Origin of the sequence: Paenibacillus bouchesdurhonensis (genome assembly GCF_900155685.1) — a bacterium.
GTDB lineage: Bacteria > Bacillota > Bacilli > Paenibacillales > Paenibacillaceae > Fontibacillus > Fontibacillus bouchesdurhonensis.
Genome location: NZ_LT732548.1, coordinates 3,021,739 through 3,037,417 on the forward strand (window position 1 = coordinate 3,021,739; position 15,679 = coordinate 3,037,417).

A 15,679-nucleotide genomic window follows, 5' to 3' on the forward strand; every position below is an offset into this window, starting at 1 on the left:
ATGGAATGAAAAGAAAGGGAGAAGGGTTTCAAGTTCATTCGAAGCTGGAAGCATTGATGACGGAGCAAACGTTAGTGCTAGAAGGGGAGTTGAGCAATGGCGGTTGAAACAAAACAACAACCCAGATTTGCTTATTTCACAGATCTGGATTGTTTTATAGCTTGCGTTTATGACTCAAAAACTTCATTAATAAAATGTGAGATTCAACTATGGTTTGTGTGTTGAAGAGTTTGTATAAAGATTTGCTCAATATGGTTATCGTCTAAGGAATAAAATACGGTTTTACCGACCTTACGGCGTTTTACAATCCTCATATTACGCAGATACCTCAACTGATGAGAAACAGCAGATTGTCCCATACCTAAGAGTACCGTCAAATCATGAACGCACAGCTCTCTTTTTAATAATGCACTAATTAATTTAACACGAGTTGGATCACTAAAAGCTTTAAACCAGTCGGCGAATTGAACAGCTGCCTGATCGTCAATCAGTTCTGCCTTAATTGTGTTTAAATCTGTGTCCGTCCCAGGGCAAGTTGTGTCGCATTCCTCAGCTGAATTTAGAGACTGTGTCATTAAAATCACCTTTCTATAAGAATCTTTACAATTATTATAACAAAAAGAATGGCTTAAACGAAATGATTACAATTAAAAACAGCTGCCTCCATTTATTGTTGACAGCAATGATAATTGAGGAATATACTATATATGAATACATGTTCATGTGTTGTATTTAATGAAGAGGTGAGACAACGATATGGAAACTGGTAATTCTGCGATTAAGCGAAAATTGGTGTTGGAGGGTCTGGACTGCGCGAACTGCGCTTTGAAGATTGAGAATGGTGTCCAGAAGATAGACGGGGTTTCGGCTTGTTCAGTGAATTTTGCAAACAAAACGTTGACCATGGAAATCGCGCCGGATCGTTCGGATGACATTCTTGAGCAGACGAAGAAAAAAATCCGTACACTTGAGCCTGGTATAAAAGTATTGGAATATGGAGCGGCGGGAAGCCAAAAGGGGAGAGTCTCCAAACATAATCATGCCCCTAACCAAGATCACAACCATAGCCATCATCATGGCGACGAGGCTGCGGAGGATGAGCACGGACATACCCATGATCACGGAGCGCAAAGCATCAAAATCATGGTTGTTCGGCTGATCGCAGGTCTTGCCATCGGCGCGGCAGCGTTCGCGTTACCTCTGAGTCGTGAGCTTGAACTGATCCTGTTTATTGCGTCCTATCTCATCGTAGGCGGCGATATTGTTTTCAAGGCGCTGAAGAACATCGTAAGAGGTCAAGTGTTCGACGAATACTTCCTCATGTCTATTGCGACTGTGGGCGCTTTTATGATCGGGGAGTATCCAGAAGGCGTAGCTGTTATGCTCTTTTACCAGGTTGGCGAACTGTTCCAAAGCATTGCCGTCAACCGTTCACGGAAATCCATCAGCGCGCTGATGGATATCAGACCGGATTTTGCCAACTTGAAATCGGGCGACGAGATCAAACGCGTGAGTCCAGAAGAAGTGCAGGTCGGCGATATAATTATTGTGCGGCCCGGTGAGAAGGTACCTCTTGACGGTAAAGTCATCGAGGGGAATTCGGCAATGGATACCTCGGCGTTGACCGGTGAGTCCGTGCCGCGCGAGGTGGCTGCAGGCGATGATGCGCTAAGCGGATTCATCAACAAAAACGGGGTTCTGACAATCGAGGTTTCGAAAGTGTTTGGGGAGTCGACCGTCTCTAAAATTTTGGATCTAGTGGAGAACGCAAGCAGTAAAAAGGCACCCACAGAAAATTTTATTACGAAGTTCGCACGGTACTATACGCCGTTTGTCGTCATTGTCGCCGTATTGCTAGCCGTTTTGCCCCCGCTGCTCTTCAGCGGCGCGACCTTCTCGGATTGGGTATACCGGGCTTTGGTGTTCCTAGTCATTTCGTGCCCTTGCGCCCTAGTAGTTTCAATCCCGCTTGGCTTCTTCGGCGGCATTGGGGCTTCCTCCAGGAACGGTGTCCTTGTTAAGGGCAGCAATTACCTGGAAGCATTGAATGATGTCAAGTACGTCGTATTTGATAAAACAGGAACGCTGACCAAAGGTGCATTTAAAGTGAACGGTATTTATCCGCAAAATGGATGGAGCGAGCAGGAGCTGCTTCGCCAAGCTGCTTTTGCCGAAATGCACTCCACCCATCCGATTGCAGAGTCCATCAGGGAAGCCTATGGACAGGAATTGAATGAAGAACTGCTCTCGGGTTACAACGAAATATCGGGGCACGGTATTCAGGTTATGTTTGAAGGCAAGGAGGTGCTCACCGGGAACGCAAAGCTCATGAATCGAGAAAATGTCGATTTCGCTGCGCCATCTGAGCTGGGCACCATCGTGCATATTGCGATCAACAAACAATACGCTGGCTATTTGGTTATTGCCGACGAGGTCAAAGAGGACTCGGCGCAGGCGATCCATTCACTGAAAAATCTCGGCGTAAAGAAGGTCTTCATGTTGACGGGCGATATCAAGGCCGTGGGTGAAGCGGTCGGTAAAAAGCTGGGGGTGGACGAGGTTCGATCCGAACTGCTGCCGCAGCATAAGGTCGAGGAACTAGAGAAGATCGACCGCCAAAAATCAAGCAAAGAAAAGATCGCGTTCGTTGGCGACGGTATTAACGACACACCGGTTTTGGCCAGAGCCGACGTCGGCGTGGCCATGGGCGGCCTCGGATCCGACGCAGCCATTGAAGCCGCTGATATCGTTATCATGACCGATGAGCCTTCCAAACTGGCTTCCGCGATCCATATTGCGAAGAGAACCCGGCGCATCGTGTGGCAGAACATCATTTTTGCGCTGCTCGTCAAAGCGGTCTTCCTTCTCCTGGGCGCATTCGGAATTGCGACGATGTGGGAAGCGGTGTTCTCGGATGTAGGCGTCACTCTGCTCGCCGTATTGAACGCCATGCGGGTATTGAAGATCAAACCTAATTTGGTTCAAGGGATTTAAGATATGAATAATCACTGGAATAAGTTGATCTATCGGGCGGGGGCTCCGTTTTACGACTTTCTATTTAATGCGGGCCCATTTGCCCGGGCCAGAAAAAAGGTTTTTGCCGATCTAGCCCTCGAACCGGACAAGCGCGTGCTGCTGGTCGGGGTAGGGACGGGGGCCGATTTGCGTTTTTTCTACGGAAAAAGCCTTGAAATCACGGCTGTCGACCTCTCTCCAGCAATGCTTGCACAGGCAAAATCAAAAGTAGGCGAAAACGAGAATGTCCAGTTTTTGGAGATGAATGCGGAGGATCTGCGATTCGCTGACCAGTCTTTCGACCTGGTGATTGCAAGCTTGATATTGTCGGTCGTTCCCGACGAACACAAATGTATGTCGGAGCTAGTTCGCGTTACGAAGGAGCGAGGCAAAATCGTCATTTTCGATAAGTTCAAGGGTGGGGAGGGAAAATTGCCTCTGATTATGCGAATGCTGCGGCCGCTCATAGCCCTATTGGGCACGGATATCGGCCGGAATTACCAGGCGATCCTTAAACCACATCTCGGCCGACTGATCATTCGAGAGGACAGCCCAGCCATGTTGGGAGATATGTATCGCAAAATTGTGCTTGAGCATAAATGAAGTAGCTTTTTTTGAGCCAAGAGTGTGCCTATTGAAGAGGCGCAGTCTTGGCTGTTTTATATTTTAATCTATGTTGTGCGCTAGATCTCAATAAATATTTTCCCAAGAATAAGATCTATAGGGAGATGGGGTCATTATATCAATTTTCAGTTAATTAACCAACTTAAGTAAATATGTGAATTTTTAAAAAGATGTAATTCAGTGGACTTCAAATACTACCTATTGACCTTGTTGCCAATTATTACATACCGTATAATCTCATTATGTGACAATGCGTGCACAGTAAGAAAAAGAACAAATTCAAAAAGATGAGGAAATCAACCATGAGAAAATGGCTTGTATGCACGTTAGTTATCATGCTGAGTTTAGCTACGTTTATCCCCGCTACCTACGCTTCTGAAGTTCGAGTATCTGTGGATGGGCGTGACGTACTGTTCCCGGATGAGAACCCATATGTCGATCAGAGATCCAACCTTACGATGGTTCCACTTGCTTTTGTATCCGACAGGCTCGGAGCTGCTACGAAATGGGACGGAAAATTAAAGCAAATCACAATTTCGCTGAACCGTGACACTGTTATTTTGGTAATTGGCGATCATCATGCACTGGTGAATGGGAAAAGAGTACAGTTTGAAGGGGCGGCAGTGCTCAAAAACGGCCGTACGATGGTTCCGCTGCGTTTTATAAGTGAAGCCCTGCATGCAAATGTGGAGTGGCAGCCCACGCACAAGCTGGTGAGCATTATGAGCTCCGTGGGCAACGTTCCAAAAGGAACATGGATATGGGACACTCATATCATCAAACAGGATCAAGCGAAAATTATAAGCTTCGCAAAAATGAAGGGTGTGACATCGATTTACCTGCAGGTGAATCGAGATATCGATCCAGCGATATATGAGGACTTTATTCGAAAAGCCAAAAGCGAAGGAATTCTAGTGGAAGCACTTGAAGGGCGTCCCGAATGGGTCTATAAGTCTGGGCAGGAGGATATTCGAAAATTCATCGATTGGGTTAAAACCTATAATTCCTCTGTTGGCCCGGAATCAAGCTTTACTGGGCTGCACTTCGATATTGAACCGTATGCGCTTAGCGAATGGACAAAGGGGAATAAGACGATTCTTGAGAGCTGGATGGACAATTTAAGACTGATCGAAAAAGAAACCAAAGGCAGTGGCTTGAAAATTTCGATGGATGTTCCGTATTGGCTAAATACGGTTCATGTGCCCGGGAAGGATTATAGTATGAGCGCATGGCTGCTAGAGAAGTTTGATTGCCTCGTCATTATGAATTATCGGAACCATGCATTAGGCGATAATGGAATTGTAGAAAATGCACAGGCCATGCTGAGAGAAGCCTCTACGCTCAGGAAGGAAATTGTTGTTGCAGTAGAAACGGTTAAAAGCAAAGAGGGGCCTCGGGTCTCATTCTATTCCATGAGCAATGAAGTAATGCAAAAGGAGCTTCAATCAGCCCATAATCAGTTGGCGCGCTACGCTAGCTATGCCGGATTTGCCATTCACGATTTCGAGGGCTGGCAGGAAATGAAATAAGAAGCTGCTAATACTTGGAGAAATGGTTACTTGGTGTCAATGATATGTTGCACTGGAGAATTTATGGAACCTTTCCAATTTGGCGTATGTGCTTGAGCAAGTGGATTCCCTGCGTATCGGATTCTGTTATGACAGCGGGCACCATTACCGCCACTATCCGGGCGATGATTTATTATCCATGTACGGTTCCCGGTTGATGGCACTACATTTACATGATAATAACGGAGTTTATGCCCAACACGGGTTACCCTTTGACGGTACGATTGATTGGTCTACAACCATGAATAAAATTGCGGAAACGGATTATTCAGGCCCAATTGCAATAGAGGGGGGAGACGGGCTTGCTCCGTGTGCGCCTATCCGAAGCCCGACCGTCCCTGTTGCGCTGACCATGGTGGCCGAGTTAATCCGTGTATGCGACGGCGCTTATTTCAATCAATTGCTCAGGGGACGCAAGATATGTCACGCCGATGAGACTGCCTGCCGGCCGGTGTTGTCCCATGTATTCCTTGAACTGACGGATGACCGACTCGGAATGTTCTTTAGCGTTTGCCAAATAGATTTCCACATAAGCGAGGTTCGACCTCGTTACATCAAATCCCGCCAGCACGCGATCAAGATTTTCCAGTGTTTGCCGGGTCTGTGCCTCGATATCGCCTTCGCCAACAAAAGTGCCCTCCGTGTTGTGAGAAAATTGTCCCGAAATGTAGATAGTTCCGTTTACGGAGTAACCCTGGGTGATGCCGTGATCCCAAAGATCGTGATTGTAGCTTTTGACGTTAGTCATTTTTTTCTCTCCTTTACTTAAAGTAAGGTTAGTATAGAATGAAAGCATATAAAAAAATAGTACGCACTTAATTGATAGCTACTACCAGAAAGGATAGTGTAAATATGAGTATGGCTGAATATAAAGGTAAAGTTAAGAATATTCAAGATACACCTTTTGGTTATACACTATCAGTTATTGGTGGTAAATGGAAAATGGTTATTATTTACCTCCTAGCAGAAAACCAACCAGTTCGCTTTAATGAACTAAAAAGACAGATAGGAGCTATTACTTATAAAACATTGAGTTCACAACTTAAAGAATTGGAAGCAGATGGTATGGTGAAACGGAAAGAGTATCCTCAAATTCCTCCTAAAGTCGAGTACAGTCTTACAGATAAAGCGCAGACACTATTACCCATTTTGGAAGAGTTATGTGAATGGGGAGTTAAAAACCATAAACTATAAGCACAATAAAAAACAAGAAGGCATCCAATTACCTTTGATCAATTAACGGACAGCTACAATATGAATGTAATATATCAAAAACCAAGAAATGCACAAAACAATAGTGCTTGTAACATGGATCGACGCGGTTTCCCCTAGACATATTCACAAAACCCGTATTTTGTACATATGTCTACCGATAACTTTCCGCCGGCGTTTTTATGAGTTGACTAATAATAATTTGTTGTTGACTAATGACACAAATTTGGAATCTCCCCCCTGCGCGCTTTTTTGTATAAGCCTTTCACATCGCGCCGTTCGCATTCTGCGTCATTCGATCGATTAGAATAACCCCCGATACTTTAAGGACTTCGATTAAATCAAACTTCTATTTCAAATTCAAAGTGTTATGGCTTCAAATTTTCTTTATACCATTTTCTAAGCTGGTTGATATTTGCCTGATGATAACGGCTATGGTCGGCTATATGCCATATGCCCCAACGAACGGTTGCTTCCTTTTCATTTTCATGCCCAAAAGTCACGATTCGATCCAGGTCCTCATCCGTTAATTGCGCGCAAGTATCCTTCAACATGGTGATGACCGCTTTATAATCGGATATAAGAGTATGCAAAGGTTCTCCCTTAACCATTGGAAGTCTGCCATTCGCATAGATCATCGGGCCATGCTGCACTTTCAAAGAAAAAGGAAGAGGTTGTCCTTTTATCCGATAAACCCAGTTAAGGTCCACATACAAAATATGTTTGATCAACTGTGCCGTACTATTGCTTCTGCCATCGGGCCCCTTATAATCGACTTCTTCTTGCGACATGCCGGCAGTGACAAGCTGTAACCGGTCGCTGTTTTCCTTTACGGCAGAATATAGCATTCCCACAATGGGCGACATATTGATTTCGCCTTTCAAATCGTATCGCATCTTAACGCTTCCCCCTTAATTTAAATGACGAGCAGGTCGTCCTCTTCTCCTCTTCAGAGTACTTCACGAGCAGTATCCCATATTCGTTGTTCGTATCCAGTTTGATCATCCCTGTTGTTCTGTGCATCGGATCAAATATGTGGATGCCCGCGTCCATCGATTTGGATTTGTAGATGACGGAGAAATGATTATATTTGAATAAGCGAAAATGTTTGTACAGATCTGCGATCAATTAAACATAATCTTTTCATATTTCTTCAAATAATCAATTGGAATAGCAAGACCTACAGGGATAGATTGGTCCCCCAGTGATGTAATTGTTGTGGCATACACTACTGCAATAACATTCCCCTTATTGTTAATAACAGGGCTGCCGCTGTTTCCGTTATGAATTGGCGCCTGTATCATGAGCATGGGAAGCTGGCGACTCTCTAATGGGGTTAATCCTAGCACTGTGCCTTCAGTGGCGATTCGGTAGAATGCTAGCGGATTTCCGATGACATGAATAGGATCGCCCTCTTGATACGCTATCTCTGTTTCCAATCGCAGTGTAGGTAGGTTGTTCGCATTGTCTCTAATTTTAAGTATGGAGATATCGATCTCGCTGTCACTTACAATAACATCTGCCAGATAAGTTTTTCCATCCAAAAATTGGATAATACCAGCCTTGTCGTCATCCATGACATGTTGATTCGTAATAATGAGTCCGTTTGGAGAGATATTAAACCCTGTACCTTTCCGACCGCCAGTACTAACATTGACAACGGCTTGCTTATATTGCTGGATCTGTTCATCATGTGATAACTGAGCATCCTTTTTCAAAAACCGTAGTGCCAGTAGATTATAAATCTGTGGTATAAAAGCGACTAGATTACCGAGTAGCAGAATAACCAGCATAACAATAATTGTTTTTTTGATCCATGTTCTTTTGGGTCGGTGATTCAACTCATCCTCTTCAATGTCATCCTCCGGGTTCCAAAATTCTTCTTCCCATTCAAACGGGACATCGGTATCATTTACTAGATCGGGATTATTCAGCTCATCGTTACGGATGGAAAACACCTCCCTGCTAATGAGAAATAGAATCAAAACAATGATTCAACATGATTATACCAAACGTTAACAGACTGTGATCGGAAACAAAAGGATATACAGGTTGCCAAACCTCTTCATTCATGAGATAATTTGAGTTTTGCTAATAAGAATATGATAGTGTCGGAGGCGTAAGTGTGCAACGATATCCTTTCTCCTATGATCCGTCAGAACCGTTCGTCAAGCAGGTCGGCGATTGGGTTGCGGATGTTTTTTATGATGTGTTACCTGAACATGGATTTGATGTCCGTGATGAACAAATATTTATGGCTTACCAATTGGAAAGAGCCTATGCCAATAAGGAAACTATTTTTGCTGAAGCAGGCGTAGGCACGGGAAAAACACTCGTGTATCTGCTTTATGCAGTTAACTATGCCAGATATACACGTAAGCCTGCAGTGATTGCCTGTGCAGATGAGTCGCTCATCGAGCAGCTTGTGAAACAGGAAGGTGATATAGCTAAGCTTGCCCGTTATTTGGATTTACAGATTGATGCGCGGCTCGGTAAATCCCCTGATCAATATCTATGTCTCAAAAAAATAGACGGCGTTCGTCTTCAGGATGAAGATGCGGCGGTTATTGAAGATGTGTATGAAAATCTTCCTGATTTTGTTCATTCCCCAGGAACGATGCAATCTTTTTACCCTTACGGCGATCGTAAGGAATACCCGCATCTGAATGATGAACAGTGGAATAAAATCAACTGGGATTCATTTCAGGACTGTTTTGTATGTGATAAAAGACATCGCTGCGGCATGACCTTATCTCGGGATCATTATCGAAAATCTACAGACCTTATTATCTGTTCCCATGATTACTACATGGAGCATGTATGGACCTATGAGGGAAGAAAAAGAGAAGGTCAGCTCCCCCTCCTCCCGGAACATAGTTCAGTCGTCTTTGACGAAGGACATTTACTCGAATCTGCAGCACAACATGCCCTCAGTTATAAGCTGAAGCATAGTGCATATGAAGAGATTATTACTCGTCTTCTAGATGGAGAGATCCGGGAAACGCTAGCCGAACGAATTGAAGATTCCATTGATCAGAGTCAGCTTGTGTTTACTCTGGTGGCGGAGCAAAGTACAGCGATACCCGGTTCTGAGCGAAAACGAATCCACATTGATGAGAAGCTTCTGAAAGAACTGAATCGCTGGAAAAGTACAATTGAAGCTATTGATGAAGAACTGGTCTTTGAGAGTGGCTTGTATACGCTTGATGAATATAAGCTGCGTATCGTTGAAGAGCATCTGGAGATGATCCAAACTGCCCTTCATCTGTTCCGAGAACCAGATACCTACATTTGCTGGGCGGAAGAAAATGAGGATGGTGCTGCAACACTTGCCATTATGCCGCAAACGGTTAAGGAAGTGCTGGAGGAACGGGTATTCGGACTTCAGATGCCGATTGTATTCTCTTCAGCAACCTTGTCGGTGGATGGATCTTTTGATTACGTAGCAGGAAGTCTCGGAATCAGCGAATTTTTATCTTTTTCTGTGGACTCTCCGTACGATTACGAGAAGCAGATGAAGCTATTAGCACCGAGTGAACTTCTGCAAGATGGAGAGATTCGGAGTGAGGCTGCTGCTGCGAAGAAGCTGGCCCTGTCGGCCAAGCTGATCAAACGTACCGAAGGACGAGCTCTATTGTTATTCAGAACAATGAATGAGCTGCGCGAGTTTAAGCAAGCCGCTTCGCACCATCCATACTTCGCATCCTATACTATGCTATATGAAGGTGACCGTGAGATTAGCAGCCTCATAGCTGAGTTCCAAAATACAGAGGAAAGCGTGCTCTGTGCGGCAAGCCTATGGGAGGGTCTGGATGTGCCGGGACCTTCATTATCCAACGTTATTATTTGGTCACTGCCCTATCCACCGGAAGATCCTGTATTTATGGCTAAACGGGAAGCGGCTGATTCAGCATATGAAGAAGTAGACCTGCCATATATGCTGCTTCGCTTACGGCAAGGATTAGGTAGACTCATTCGCTCATCGACGGATCAAGGGAGTGCAGCCATCTTGGATGCAGAAGTTTTGCTCAATCAGCATGTCAAAGATAGAGTGGTAGCAGTATTGCCGGCTGGAGCTATACTTGAAGTAGAATCGTTTTCCACCGAGTAGATACATTGAACAAGCTCCCGATAGGGTGACGATGAAAAGATCTATCCTTTTCGGCAATCGATACAAGTTCTTGTCCTCAACTGGGGAAAGAACTTGGTATCGATTTAGTGGCTCACATTTATTACTTCATTATCGTTCGGAATTAATTCATATAAGGCACGAACATCACAACCGATGGAATCGGCAATCGATATGGCAATTTTGAGTGACATCACTCTTTTGTTTTCAATAAAGTCGTAAAGTCGCTCCGGTTTAAAAAGTAAGTCTCTTGCCAGCCATTCCGCTGACTTTCCGGATTCCATCAATCGTTCATTCAGTAAGCAACGTCCTAGTTCAAATTTCAAGAAGCGATGACCTCCCGCATAAGATAATACCCAACCTTAAGGGTTGTCCATTGCCAGCATGAATATTCAATATCAGATGCTTGACCTTGTACGTCTCCCAAAGGCATTTTTTCTTGGTTCCGATTCCCGGATGCTTTTCACTACAGCAACAACAGGTTCCATTTCCTCACCCCTTCTCCTTTGATTTCACCGGCCTTTTCCACGATGGTTCCCCAAACCCATAGCTTCGCTTGTGATACGGGATCCACTACCCTTACCAGCTCAAACATGGTCTTTTTGGAGGTCGTGAGAGAACAGTCTTTATTGCGGGATCAATGCCCCTAAAGCCGCCACGTTCTTCCGGCTCCGCCCCTCGTAAAACAGCCACAAAAAAGGCCAATCAGTAGATTCTGGCTAACCTGATAATACGAAGAGCCGTCATATTAGCGACTTCAATAGGATCATGTTCTTGTCCCTCGACAATTTCAATTTTAAAGCGCGAGTTTATACTATTCTTCAATCGTACGAAAAGGCTTTTCCCGATCCATTGTATGTTGACTTCCTTTAAAATCATCGCTATTGACATAGAGTGAACTCTAGACATTAGTATATAAAACAACTTATGATTAGGAGGATTTATAAATGAAAACAATATTTATTACAGGTGCATCTACAGGGTTAGGGAAAGCTACGGCCATGCATTTCGCTGGACAAGGATGGAATGTCACAGCAACTATGCGATCTCCGGAAAAAGAAACCGAACTTATTAAGTATAATAATGTTCTTGTGACTCGTATGGACGTCCAGCAACCAGAAAGCATCCATCGTGCTATAAGTGAAGCCGTAGAACGTTTCGGACAAATAGACGTACTTATAAACAATGCTGGCTATGGAGCAGTGGGGGTTTTTGAAGCAGCTACCGAAAAACAAATTCACAACCAGTTTGACGTAAATGTTTTCGGGTTAATGCGAGTGACGCAAGCCCTATTACCGCATTTTAGAGCAAATCAGAAAGGCATGATTGTAAACATCTCTTCTCAAGGCGGAAGAATCACGTTTCCTCTAACCTCTTTATACCATGCAACTAAGTTTGCCGTGGAGGGCTTCTCCGAATCGCTATCTTATGAACTGGCTTCCCAGAATATTCGGGTTAAATTAATCGAGCCGGGCATTGTAAAAACTCCGTGGTACAGCTCAGCCGAAAGATTGCACAATGAATTGCTGTCAGACTATAATGATTTCACCGAATCTTTCAATAAGGGGTTTGAGAAATTCATCCAGAAGAATGCTCATCTACAGGCCACAGCAGAAATGGTCGCTCAAACCATTTTTAGGGCAGTAACGGACGAAAGTGATCAATTAAGGTATCCCGCTGGCCATGATGCTGAGGAAACATTGAATCTTCGCGAACAATTAAACGACGAAGAGTTTAAAGCGTACGTGCACAGCCAAGTTCTTGATTAAAGGGGAGGCTTTTATTAAATACTCGATTGGCAAGGTTGCAGAGCTAACCGGTCTATCTATTCATACCTTACGCTATTATGAAAAGGAGGGGATCCTCCCCCCTATTAAACGAAACGAATTCGGCACAAGAGTCTTTGACGAGGATGACATGCAGTGGATTGAGTTCACCTGCTGTCTCCGAGACACTGGCATGAACATTGAAGAAATGAAGGCTTTTGCACAATTAACCCTCCAAGGTGATGAAACTATCCCAAAACGTGTCGACCTCCTGAATCGGCAACAGGAGCGGATTTTGAACCAAGTTAATCAATTAATTGCATATTTATCTATGATTGAACACAAGCTTGAAAAGTATAGTGAGTAGTTCTGAAGGAAGTGTTCAATCATTTTGAAGGAAACAATAAACCTGACCGGACAAAGGATAGATGGTAATACCCCTGTCAAGTAGACAGATGAAAAAAGCTAAGCAGCCAGCGCGTGCCGATACTCTATCGGCGCGCGCTGTTTGAGTCTTGCCTGAAAACGTTGGTAGTTATGGAAATAAATATAGTCCTCGACGGCTTGATGAATCTCTCTTTCTAACTTACACTGGTGAAGGTAAATTTTTCTGGATGACGTCCTACACCAATACCAACAATTCAGTCACCATTTTCTTTCCTCCTTGGTGTACTTATGACTTCTCAAGTTCTACTTTTACTTGGACTTAGTTGTATAAAAATATCTTAAACCCTCAGGTATCAAACGGTTGCATAATAATAGGATCATTAATATATCCAAGGATCTTCCCTTCATTTTCGATGGCTATTAGCTGTTTTAAATCAGTCAATTGAACATTTCTAAAAAAACCATTTTGCCAACACACTCCTCTTCCCTCTAAATTAACGGGTATATCACATGAATATAACCATTTACAGATTGTTTCTCATCTGACAAACAAATGAGAAACACCTCATATTTTTCGTCAGATAGTGTAAGTTTTTGCTCTTTACGTACTCCTTGATTTGTTGATCGATGTTTTGCATAACTTGGGCCTAATAATCTCAAAATACCAATATATTAATTTAATTCTGCCTGAAGCAAGCTGTAGATGATGGCTGCAGCCTCCGCTCTGGACGCAGTGCCTTTCGGAGCGAATCTACCATTATCCATACCCTTGATTACTCCTGCAGCTTGCATCGCTGTGGCTGCTTCTCGGGCGTACAATGATATCTGATCGTGATCTTCAAAGACCGTTACTGTATCCGATCCATTCAAGCTTAACCCTGCAGCCAAAGCTGCACGATATGCCAATACAGCCATCTCTTCTCTAGTAACGATATTATCCGCACCGAAGGTTCCGTCTGACCGTCCGTTCACGATTCCGAGCCGGTATGCCGCAGCCACCTTATCTGCGTACCATGCCCCCTGTGGAACATCCTTGAACGATAGTATTGAGTCCGAATTAGAATTCGTTAATTCGAAGGTATTCAATAGCATGGTGAGGAACTCGGCCCGGGTCACTTGAGACGTTGAATGGAACGTTCCATCACCCACTCCGTTTACAATACCCCGTGCTGCTAACGCTTCAATCGCTTCTCTAGCCCAGCCGCCTGTGACATCGCTGAACTGAACATTTCGGAATGCGACCACGAATTTCTGCTTTTTCAGGGGTTTGAACACCATTTGTTCAGTGACAGGATTATAGATCGCGTTATTGACAATTTCAAGCTTACCTGAAGCATTTATCGTATAAAGGATAATCTGACTGGCTCTTTCTCCATTTTGAAGTTTATATTTCAGAGCAACGTGCACATCTCCTATGGTGTCGAATTTGTCAATCTCCTTACCGTCCACCACAATTCTAATTTCGTAGACTTCATCCGCGTTTAGGCTTCTCAGAGAATCAGCATTCTCCAAGTCCGCTAAGTTCGCTTTTCTCAATGAAATCATTGCTTTTTCGGCAGTTGAACCTCCATTTCTGAATATTAGATCTCTCGATACCGAAACATTGGCTTGCCCCAGATCAAGCTCAATTCGATTCAAATCCTCATTCACCTTGATTTCAGCCAGTGGTAGTGTAACATTCACTTGCTCCGCGGAATTCGATAAGAGCACCTCAATGCGAAGAACCCCGTCGGTCATTTCTGCAATGGCATCCTTCACGATCCCGGAATTCAATTCTAGCGTTGCAATTCCGCTTGCCCTTATCACAGGCCTGATAATTATTTTTCCGCTGTCAACCCATCCTGCTGTTTCCGAAGGCACAGGTGTTGGAGTAACTGTCGGAACCGATGCCGATGGGAACGACGGAGGTGCTGATGACCCACCTTCTATAGGATTCCCGGGCTCTGGCAAAGCTGCCTTCACCACCACGGTTGCTGATGCCGTAAAACCGCCGTCTTCCGAGGTCGCCGTAACGACTGCACTTCCTGCTGCCACAGCGGTTACATTACCATTTTGATCGATGCTTGCAACTCCCGAATTGGCAGAAGACCACACAACATTCCGGTTAGATGCATGTTCAGGCAGTACCGTTGCCATTAACTGCTCCTGCTGACCCACGGACAGCTCCAATTTAGCAGCATTCAGTTTGATCCCTGTTGCTCTGCCTGGTACTGCGATATCCGCAATATTGTACATAAAAATTAGTCTTTCATTCGTTGTAATATCAGGAACATCCGTGATTTGCTCCAAACGCTTGGAACCTAATCGAAGAGTCAGAACCGCATTAGCTCCTGAACCAGAAGCTTGTTGATATACGATTCGATTGTCGTACTTGGGTGAAGCTAGAGCGAATGGGCCGACCCCGCTGGAGCGAAGAATAAACTTTTCATTTTCTCCGATCACAGCAGCATCTGCTTTAATCACATGATTACCATCAACCATTTCATCCTTCACCGACAAATAGGTATTTGTCTTGACCAGCTTGATTGCATAGGTACCGTCGCTATTAGCAGTCATTTGGAAAAATGGTGCTGCTTGCTTTATCACACTGGTCACTAGCTCACCGTTTTCATTGATATCATAATAAGAATTCAATGTCTCTGCGACTCTCTGTCCATCCACCATACTCCAATTTCTCTGATACAACGGCTCCCATCGGGTTCGCATCTGAAAATAGGACTCATTGGAGCGAAGCGGCTCACCATTGTAGAGCGTCAGTGTGCCGAAGTTAAGGTTATCAAAATGCACCATGCCTTGAGGACGGGCTGCCCGCGCTGCTCTCTCCGTCCATGGCAACTCAACGTGTCCCGTCTTGCGGTAAAGTGCCAGCGCCTGTTCGAATACGGGCCGCAATTCACCACGGTTAAGTCCGTTGGACTCTCTGTCAAAACCCGCCCCATAGTACCCTCTGGAAGGATCACCGAATACATTCGGCATCC

The 15,679-nt window shown here is 44.4% G+C and carries 16 protein-coding genes and 1 pseudogene; 8 read left to right on the forward strand and 9 right to left on the reverse strand.

All coding sequences use genetic code 11. The annotated features are described in order from the left end of the window. Nucleotides 1–203: 203 nt before the first annotated feature. Nucleotides 204–575 carry an ArsR/SmtB family transcription factor gene (locus tag CZ379_RS17620; protein WP_110932820.1) on the reverse strand — a complete coding sequence of 124 codons (372 nt, stop codon included), beginning with the start codon at nucleotides 573–575 and terminating at the stop codon, nucleotides 204–206. 181 nt (nucleotides 576–756) lie between these two features. Here CZ379_RS17620 and CZ379_RS17625 point away from each other — a divergent pair, with 181 nt between their 5' ends. The 4 genes and pseudogenes from CZ379_RS17625 to CZ379_RS26975 form a co-directional block, all read left to right on the forward strand. Continuing rightward, the gene (locus tag CZ379_RS17625) at nucleotides 757–2,994 is read left to right on the forward strand and encodes a heavy metal translocating P-type ATPase (protein WP_110932821.1); all 2,238 of its coding nucleotides are present in this window, start codon (nucleotides 757–759) and stop codon (nucleotides 2,992–2,994) included. Nucleotides 2,995–2,997: 3 nt separating this feature from the next. Next, nucleotides 2,998–3,618, forward strand: a complete 621-nt coding sequence (locus CZ379_RS17630) for a class I SAM-dependent methyltransferase (protein ID WP_110932822.1) — start codon at nucleotides 2,998–3,000, stop codon at nucleotides 3,616–3,618. Nucleotides 3,619–3,941: 323 nt separating this feature from the next. Further along, nucleotides 3,942–5,168 carry a copper amine oxidase N-terminal domain-containing protein gene (locus CZ379_RS17635; RefSeq protein ID WP_110932823.1) on the forward strand — a complete coding sequence of 409 codons (1,227 nt, stop codon included), beginning with the start codon at nucleotides 3,942–3,944 and terminating at the stop codon, nucleotides 5,166–5,168. A 52-nt stretch (nucleotides 5,169–5,220) separates the two neighbouring features. Continuing rightward, a pseudogene (locus tag CZ379_RS26975) lies at nucleotides 5,221–5,487 on the forward strand (sugar phosphate isomerase/epimerase family protein); the annotation flags it as partial. Between the two features lie 84 nt (nucleotides 5,488–5,571). Here the strand turns inward: CZ379_RS26975 and CZ379_RS17645 are convergent. Next, the gene (locus tag CZ379_RS17645) at nucleotides 5,572–5,955 is read right to left on the reverse strand and encodes a RidA family protein (protein WP_110932824.1); all 384 of its coding nucleotides are present in this window, start codon (nucleotides 5,953–5,955) and stop codon (nucleotides 5,572–5,574) included. A gap of 104 nt (nucleotides 5,956–6,059) precedes the next feature. Between CZ379_RS17645 and CZ379_RS17650 the strand changes: the two genes are divergently transcribed. Further along, nucleotides 6,060–6,401 carry a winged helix-turn-helix transcriptional regulator gene (locus CZ379_RS17650; protein WP_110932825.1) on the forward strand — a complete coding sequence of 114 codons (342 nt, stop codon included), beginning with the start codon at nucleotides 6,060–6,062 and terminating at the stop codon, nucleotides 6,399–6,401. A 230-nt stretch (nucleotides 6,402–6,631) separates the two neighbouring features. Here CZ379_RS17650 and CZ379_RS27195 read toward each other — a convergent pair whose 3' ends face one another. The 4 genes from CZ379_RS27195 to CZ379_RS17670 are packed head-to-tail and all read right to left on the reverse strand — an operon-like array spanning nucleotide 6,632 to nucleotide 8,377. Next, nucleotides 6,632–6,739 carry an adenylyl-sulfate kinase gene (locus tag CZ379_RS27195; protein ID WP_199925835.1) on the reverse strand — a complete coding sequence of 36 codons (108 nt, stop codon included), beginning with the start codon at nucleotides 6,737–6,739 and terminating at the stop codon, nucleotides 6,632–6,634. 48 nt (nucleotides 6,740–6,787) lie between these two features. Then, nucleotides 6,788–7,315, reverse strand: coding sequence for a DinB family protein (locus CZ379_RS17660; protein WP_110932826.1), 528 nt, complete (start codon nucleotides 7,313–7,315; stop codon nucleotides 6,788–6,790). Between the two features lies 1 nt (nucleotide 7,316). After that, nucleotides 7,317–7,547 (reverse strand): hypothetical protein, encoded by a 231-nt coding sequence (locus CZ379_RS26740; protein WP_110932827.1) that lies wholly within the window; start codon nucleotides 7,545–7,547, stop codon nucleotides 7,317–7,319. Further along, complete coding sequence (locus CZ379_RS17670) at nucleotides 7,544–8,377, reverse strand: S1C family serine protease (protein ID WP_110932828.1); 834 nt, start codon at nucleotides 8,375–8,377, stop codon at nucleotides 7,544–7,546. Before CZ379_RS17670 ends, CZ379_RS26740 begins: the two co-directional genes overlap by 4 nt. A gap of 167 nt (nucleotides 8,378–8,544) precedes the next feature. On the opposite strand from CZ379_RS17670, the gene CZ379_RS17675 reads away from it, so the two are divergent. Next, entirely contained in the window at nucleotides 8,545–10,530 is a 1,986-nt protein-coding gene (locus CZ379_RS17675) for an ATP-dependent DNA helicase (RefSeq protein ID WP_110932829.1), read from the forward strand. 104 nt (nucleotides 10,531–10,634) lie between these two features. Here the strand turns inward: CZ379_RS17675 and CZ379_RS17680 are convergent, their stop codons facing one another. Further along, nucleotides 10,635–10,874, reverse strand: a complete 240-nt coding sequence (locus CZ379_RS17680; RefSeq protein ID WP_110932830.1) for a transcriptional regulator — start codon at nucleotides 10,872–10,874, stop codon at nucleotides 10,635–10,637. Nucleotides 10,875–11,495: 621 nt separating this feature from the next. Here CZ379_RS17680 and CZ379_RS17690 point away from each other — a divergent pair. Then, nucleotides 11,496–12,317, forward strand: a complete 822-nt coding sequence (locus CZ379_RS17690; RefSeq protein WP_110932832.1) for an SDR family oxidoreductase — start codon at nucleotides 11,496–11,498, stop codon at nucleotides 12,315–12,317. Beyond that, the gene (locus CZ379_RS17695; RefSeq protein WP_110932833.1) at nucleotides 12,310–12,681 is read left to right on the forward strand and encodes a MerR family transcriptional regulator; all 372 of its coding nucleotides are present in this window, start codon (nucleotides 12,310–12,312) and stop codon (nucleotides 12,679–12,681) included. The genes CZ379_RS17690 and CZ379_RS17695 overlap by 8 nt, the downstream gene beginning before the upstream one ends. A 98-nt stretch (nucleotides 12,682–12,779) precedes the next feature. On the opposite strand, the gene CZ379_RS27200 is transcribed toward CZ379_RS17695, so the two are convergent. Then, nucleotides 12,780–12,959 (reverse strand): IS3 family transposase, encoded by a 180-nt coding sequence (locus CZ379_RS27200; RefSeq protein ID WP_110934434.1) that lies wholly within the window; start codon nucleotides 12,957–12,959, stop codon nucleotides 12,780–12,782. Nucleotides 12,960–13,373: 414 nt separating this feature from the next. Further along, nucleotides 13,374–15,677 carry an S-layer homology domain-containing protein gene (locus CZ379_RS26980; protein WP_324616515.1) on the reverse strand — a complete coding sequence of 768 codons (2,304 nt, stop codon included), beginning with the start codon at nucleotides 15,675–15,677 and terminating at the stop codon, nucleotides 13,374–13,376. Between the last annotated feature and the right edge of the window lie 2 nt (nucleotides 15,678–15,679).

Excerpts from the sequence above, each read along its gene's own strand:
- CZ379_RS17645 (WP_110932824.1), bottom strand. The coding sequence starts at position 5,955 with ATGACTAACGTCAAAAGCTACAATCACGATCTTTGGGATCACGGCATC.
- CZ379_RS17635 (WP_110932823.1), top strand. The coding sequence starts at position 3,942 with ATGAGAAAATGGCTTGTATGCACGTTAGTTATCATGCTGAGTTTAGCT.
- CZ379_RS26980 (WP_324616515.1), bottom strand. The coding sequence starts at position 15,677 with ATGCCGAATGTATTCGGTGATCCTTCCAGAGGGTACTATGGGGCGGGT.
- CZ379_RS17620 (WP_110932820.1), bottom strand. The coding sequence starts at position 575 with ATGACACAGTCTCTAAATTCAGCTGAGGAATGCGACACAACTTGCCCT.
- CZ379_RS17660 (WP_110932826.1), bottom strand. The coding sequence starts at position 7,315 with ATGCGATACGATTTGAAAGGCGAAATCAATATGTCGCCCATTGTGGGA.
- CZ379_RS17625 (WP_110932821.1), top strand. The coding sequence starts at position 757 with ATGGAAACTGGTAATTCTGCGATTAAGCGAAAATTGGTGTTGGAGGGT.
- CZ379_RS17690 (WP_110932832.1), top strand. The coding sequence starts at position 11,496 with ATGAAAACAATATTTATTACAGGTGCATCTACAGGGTTAGGGAAAGCT.
- CZ379_RS17650 (WP_110932825.1), top strand. The coding sequence starts at position 6,060 with ATGAGTATGGCTGAATATAAAGGTAAAGTTAAGAATATTCAAGATACA.
- CZ379_RS17630 (WP_110932822.1), top strand. The coding sequence starts at position 2,998 with ATGAATAATCACTGGAATAAGTTGATCTATCGGGCGGGGGCTCCGTTT.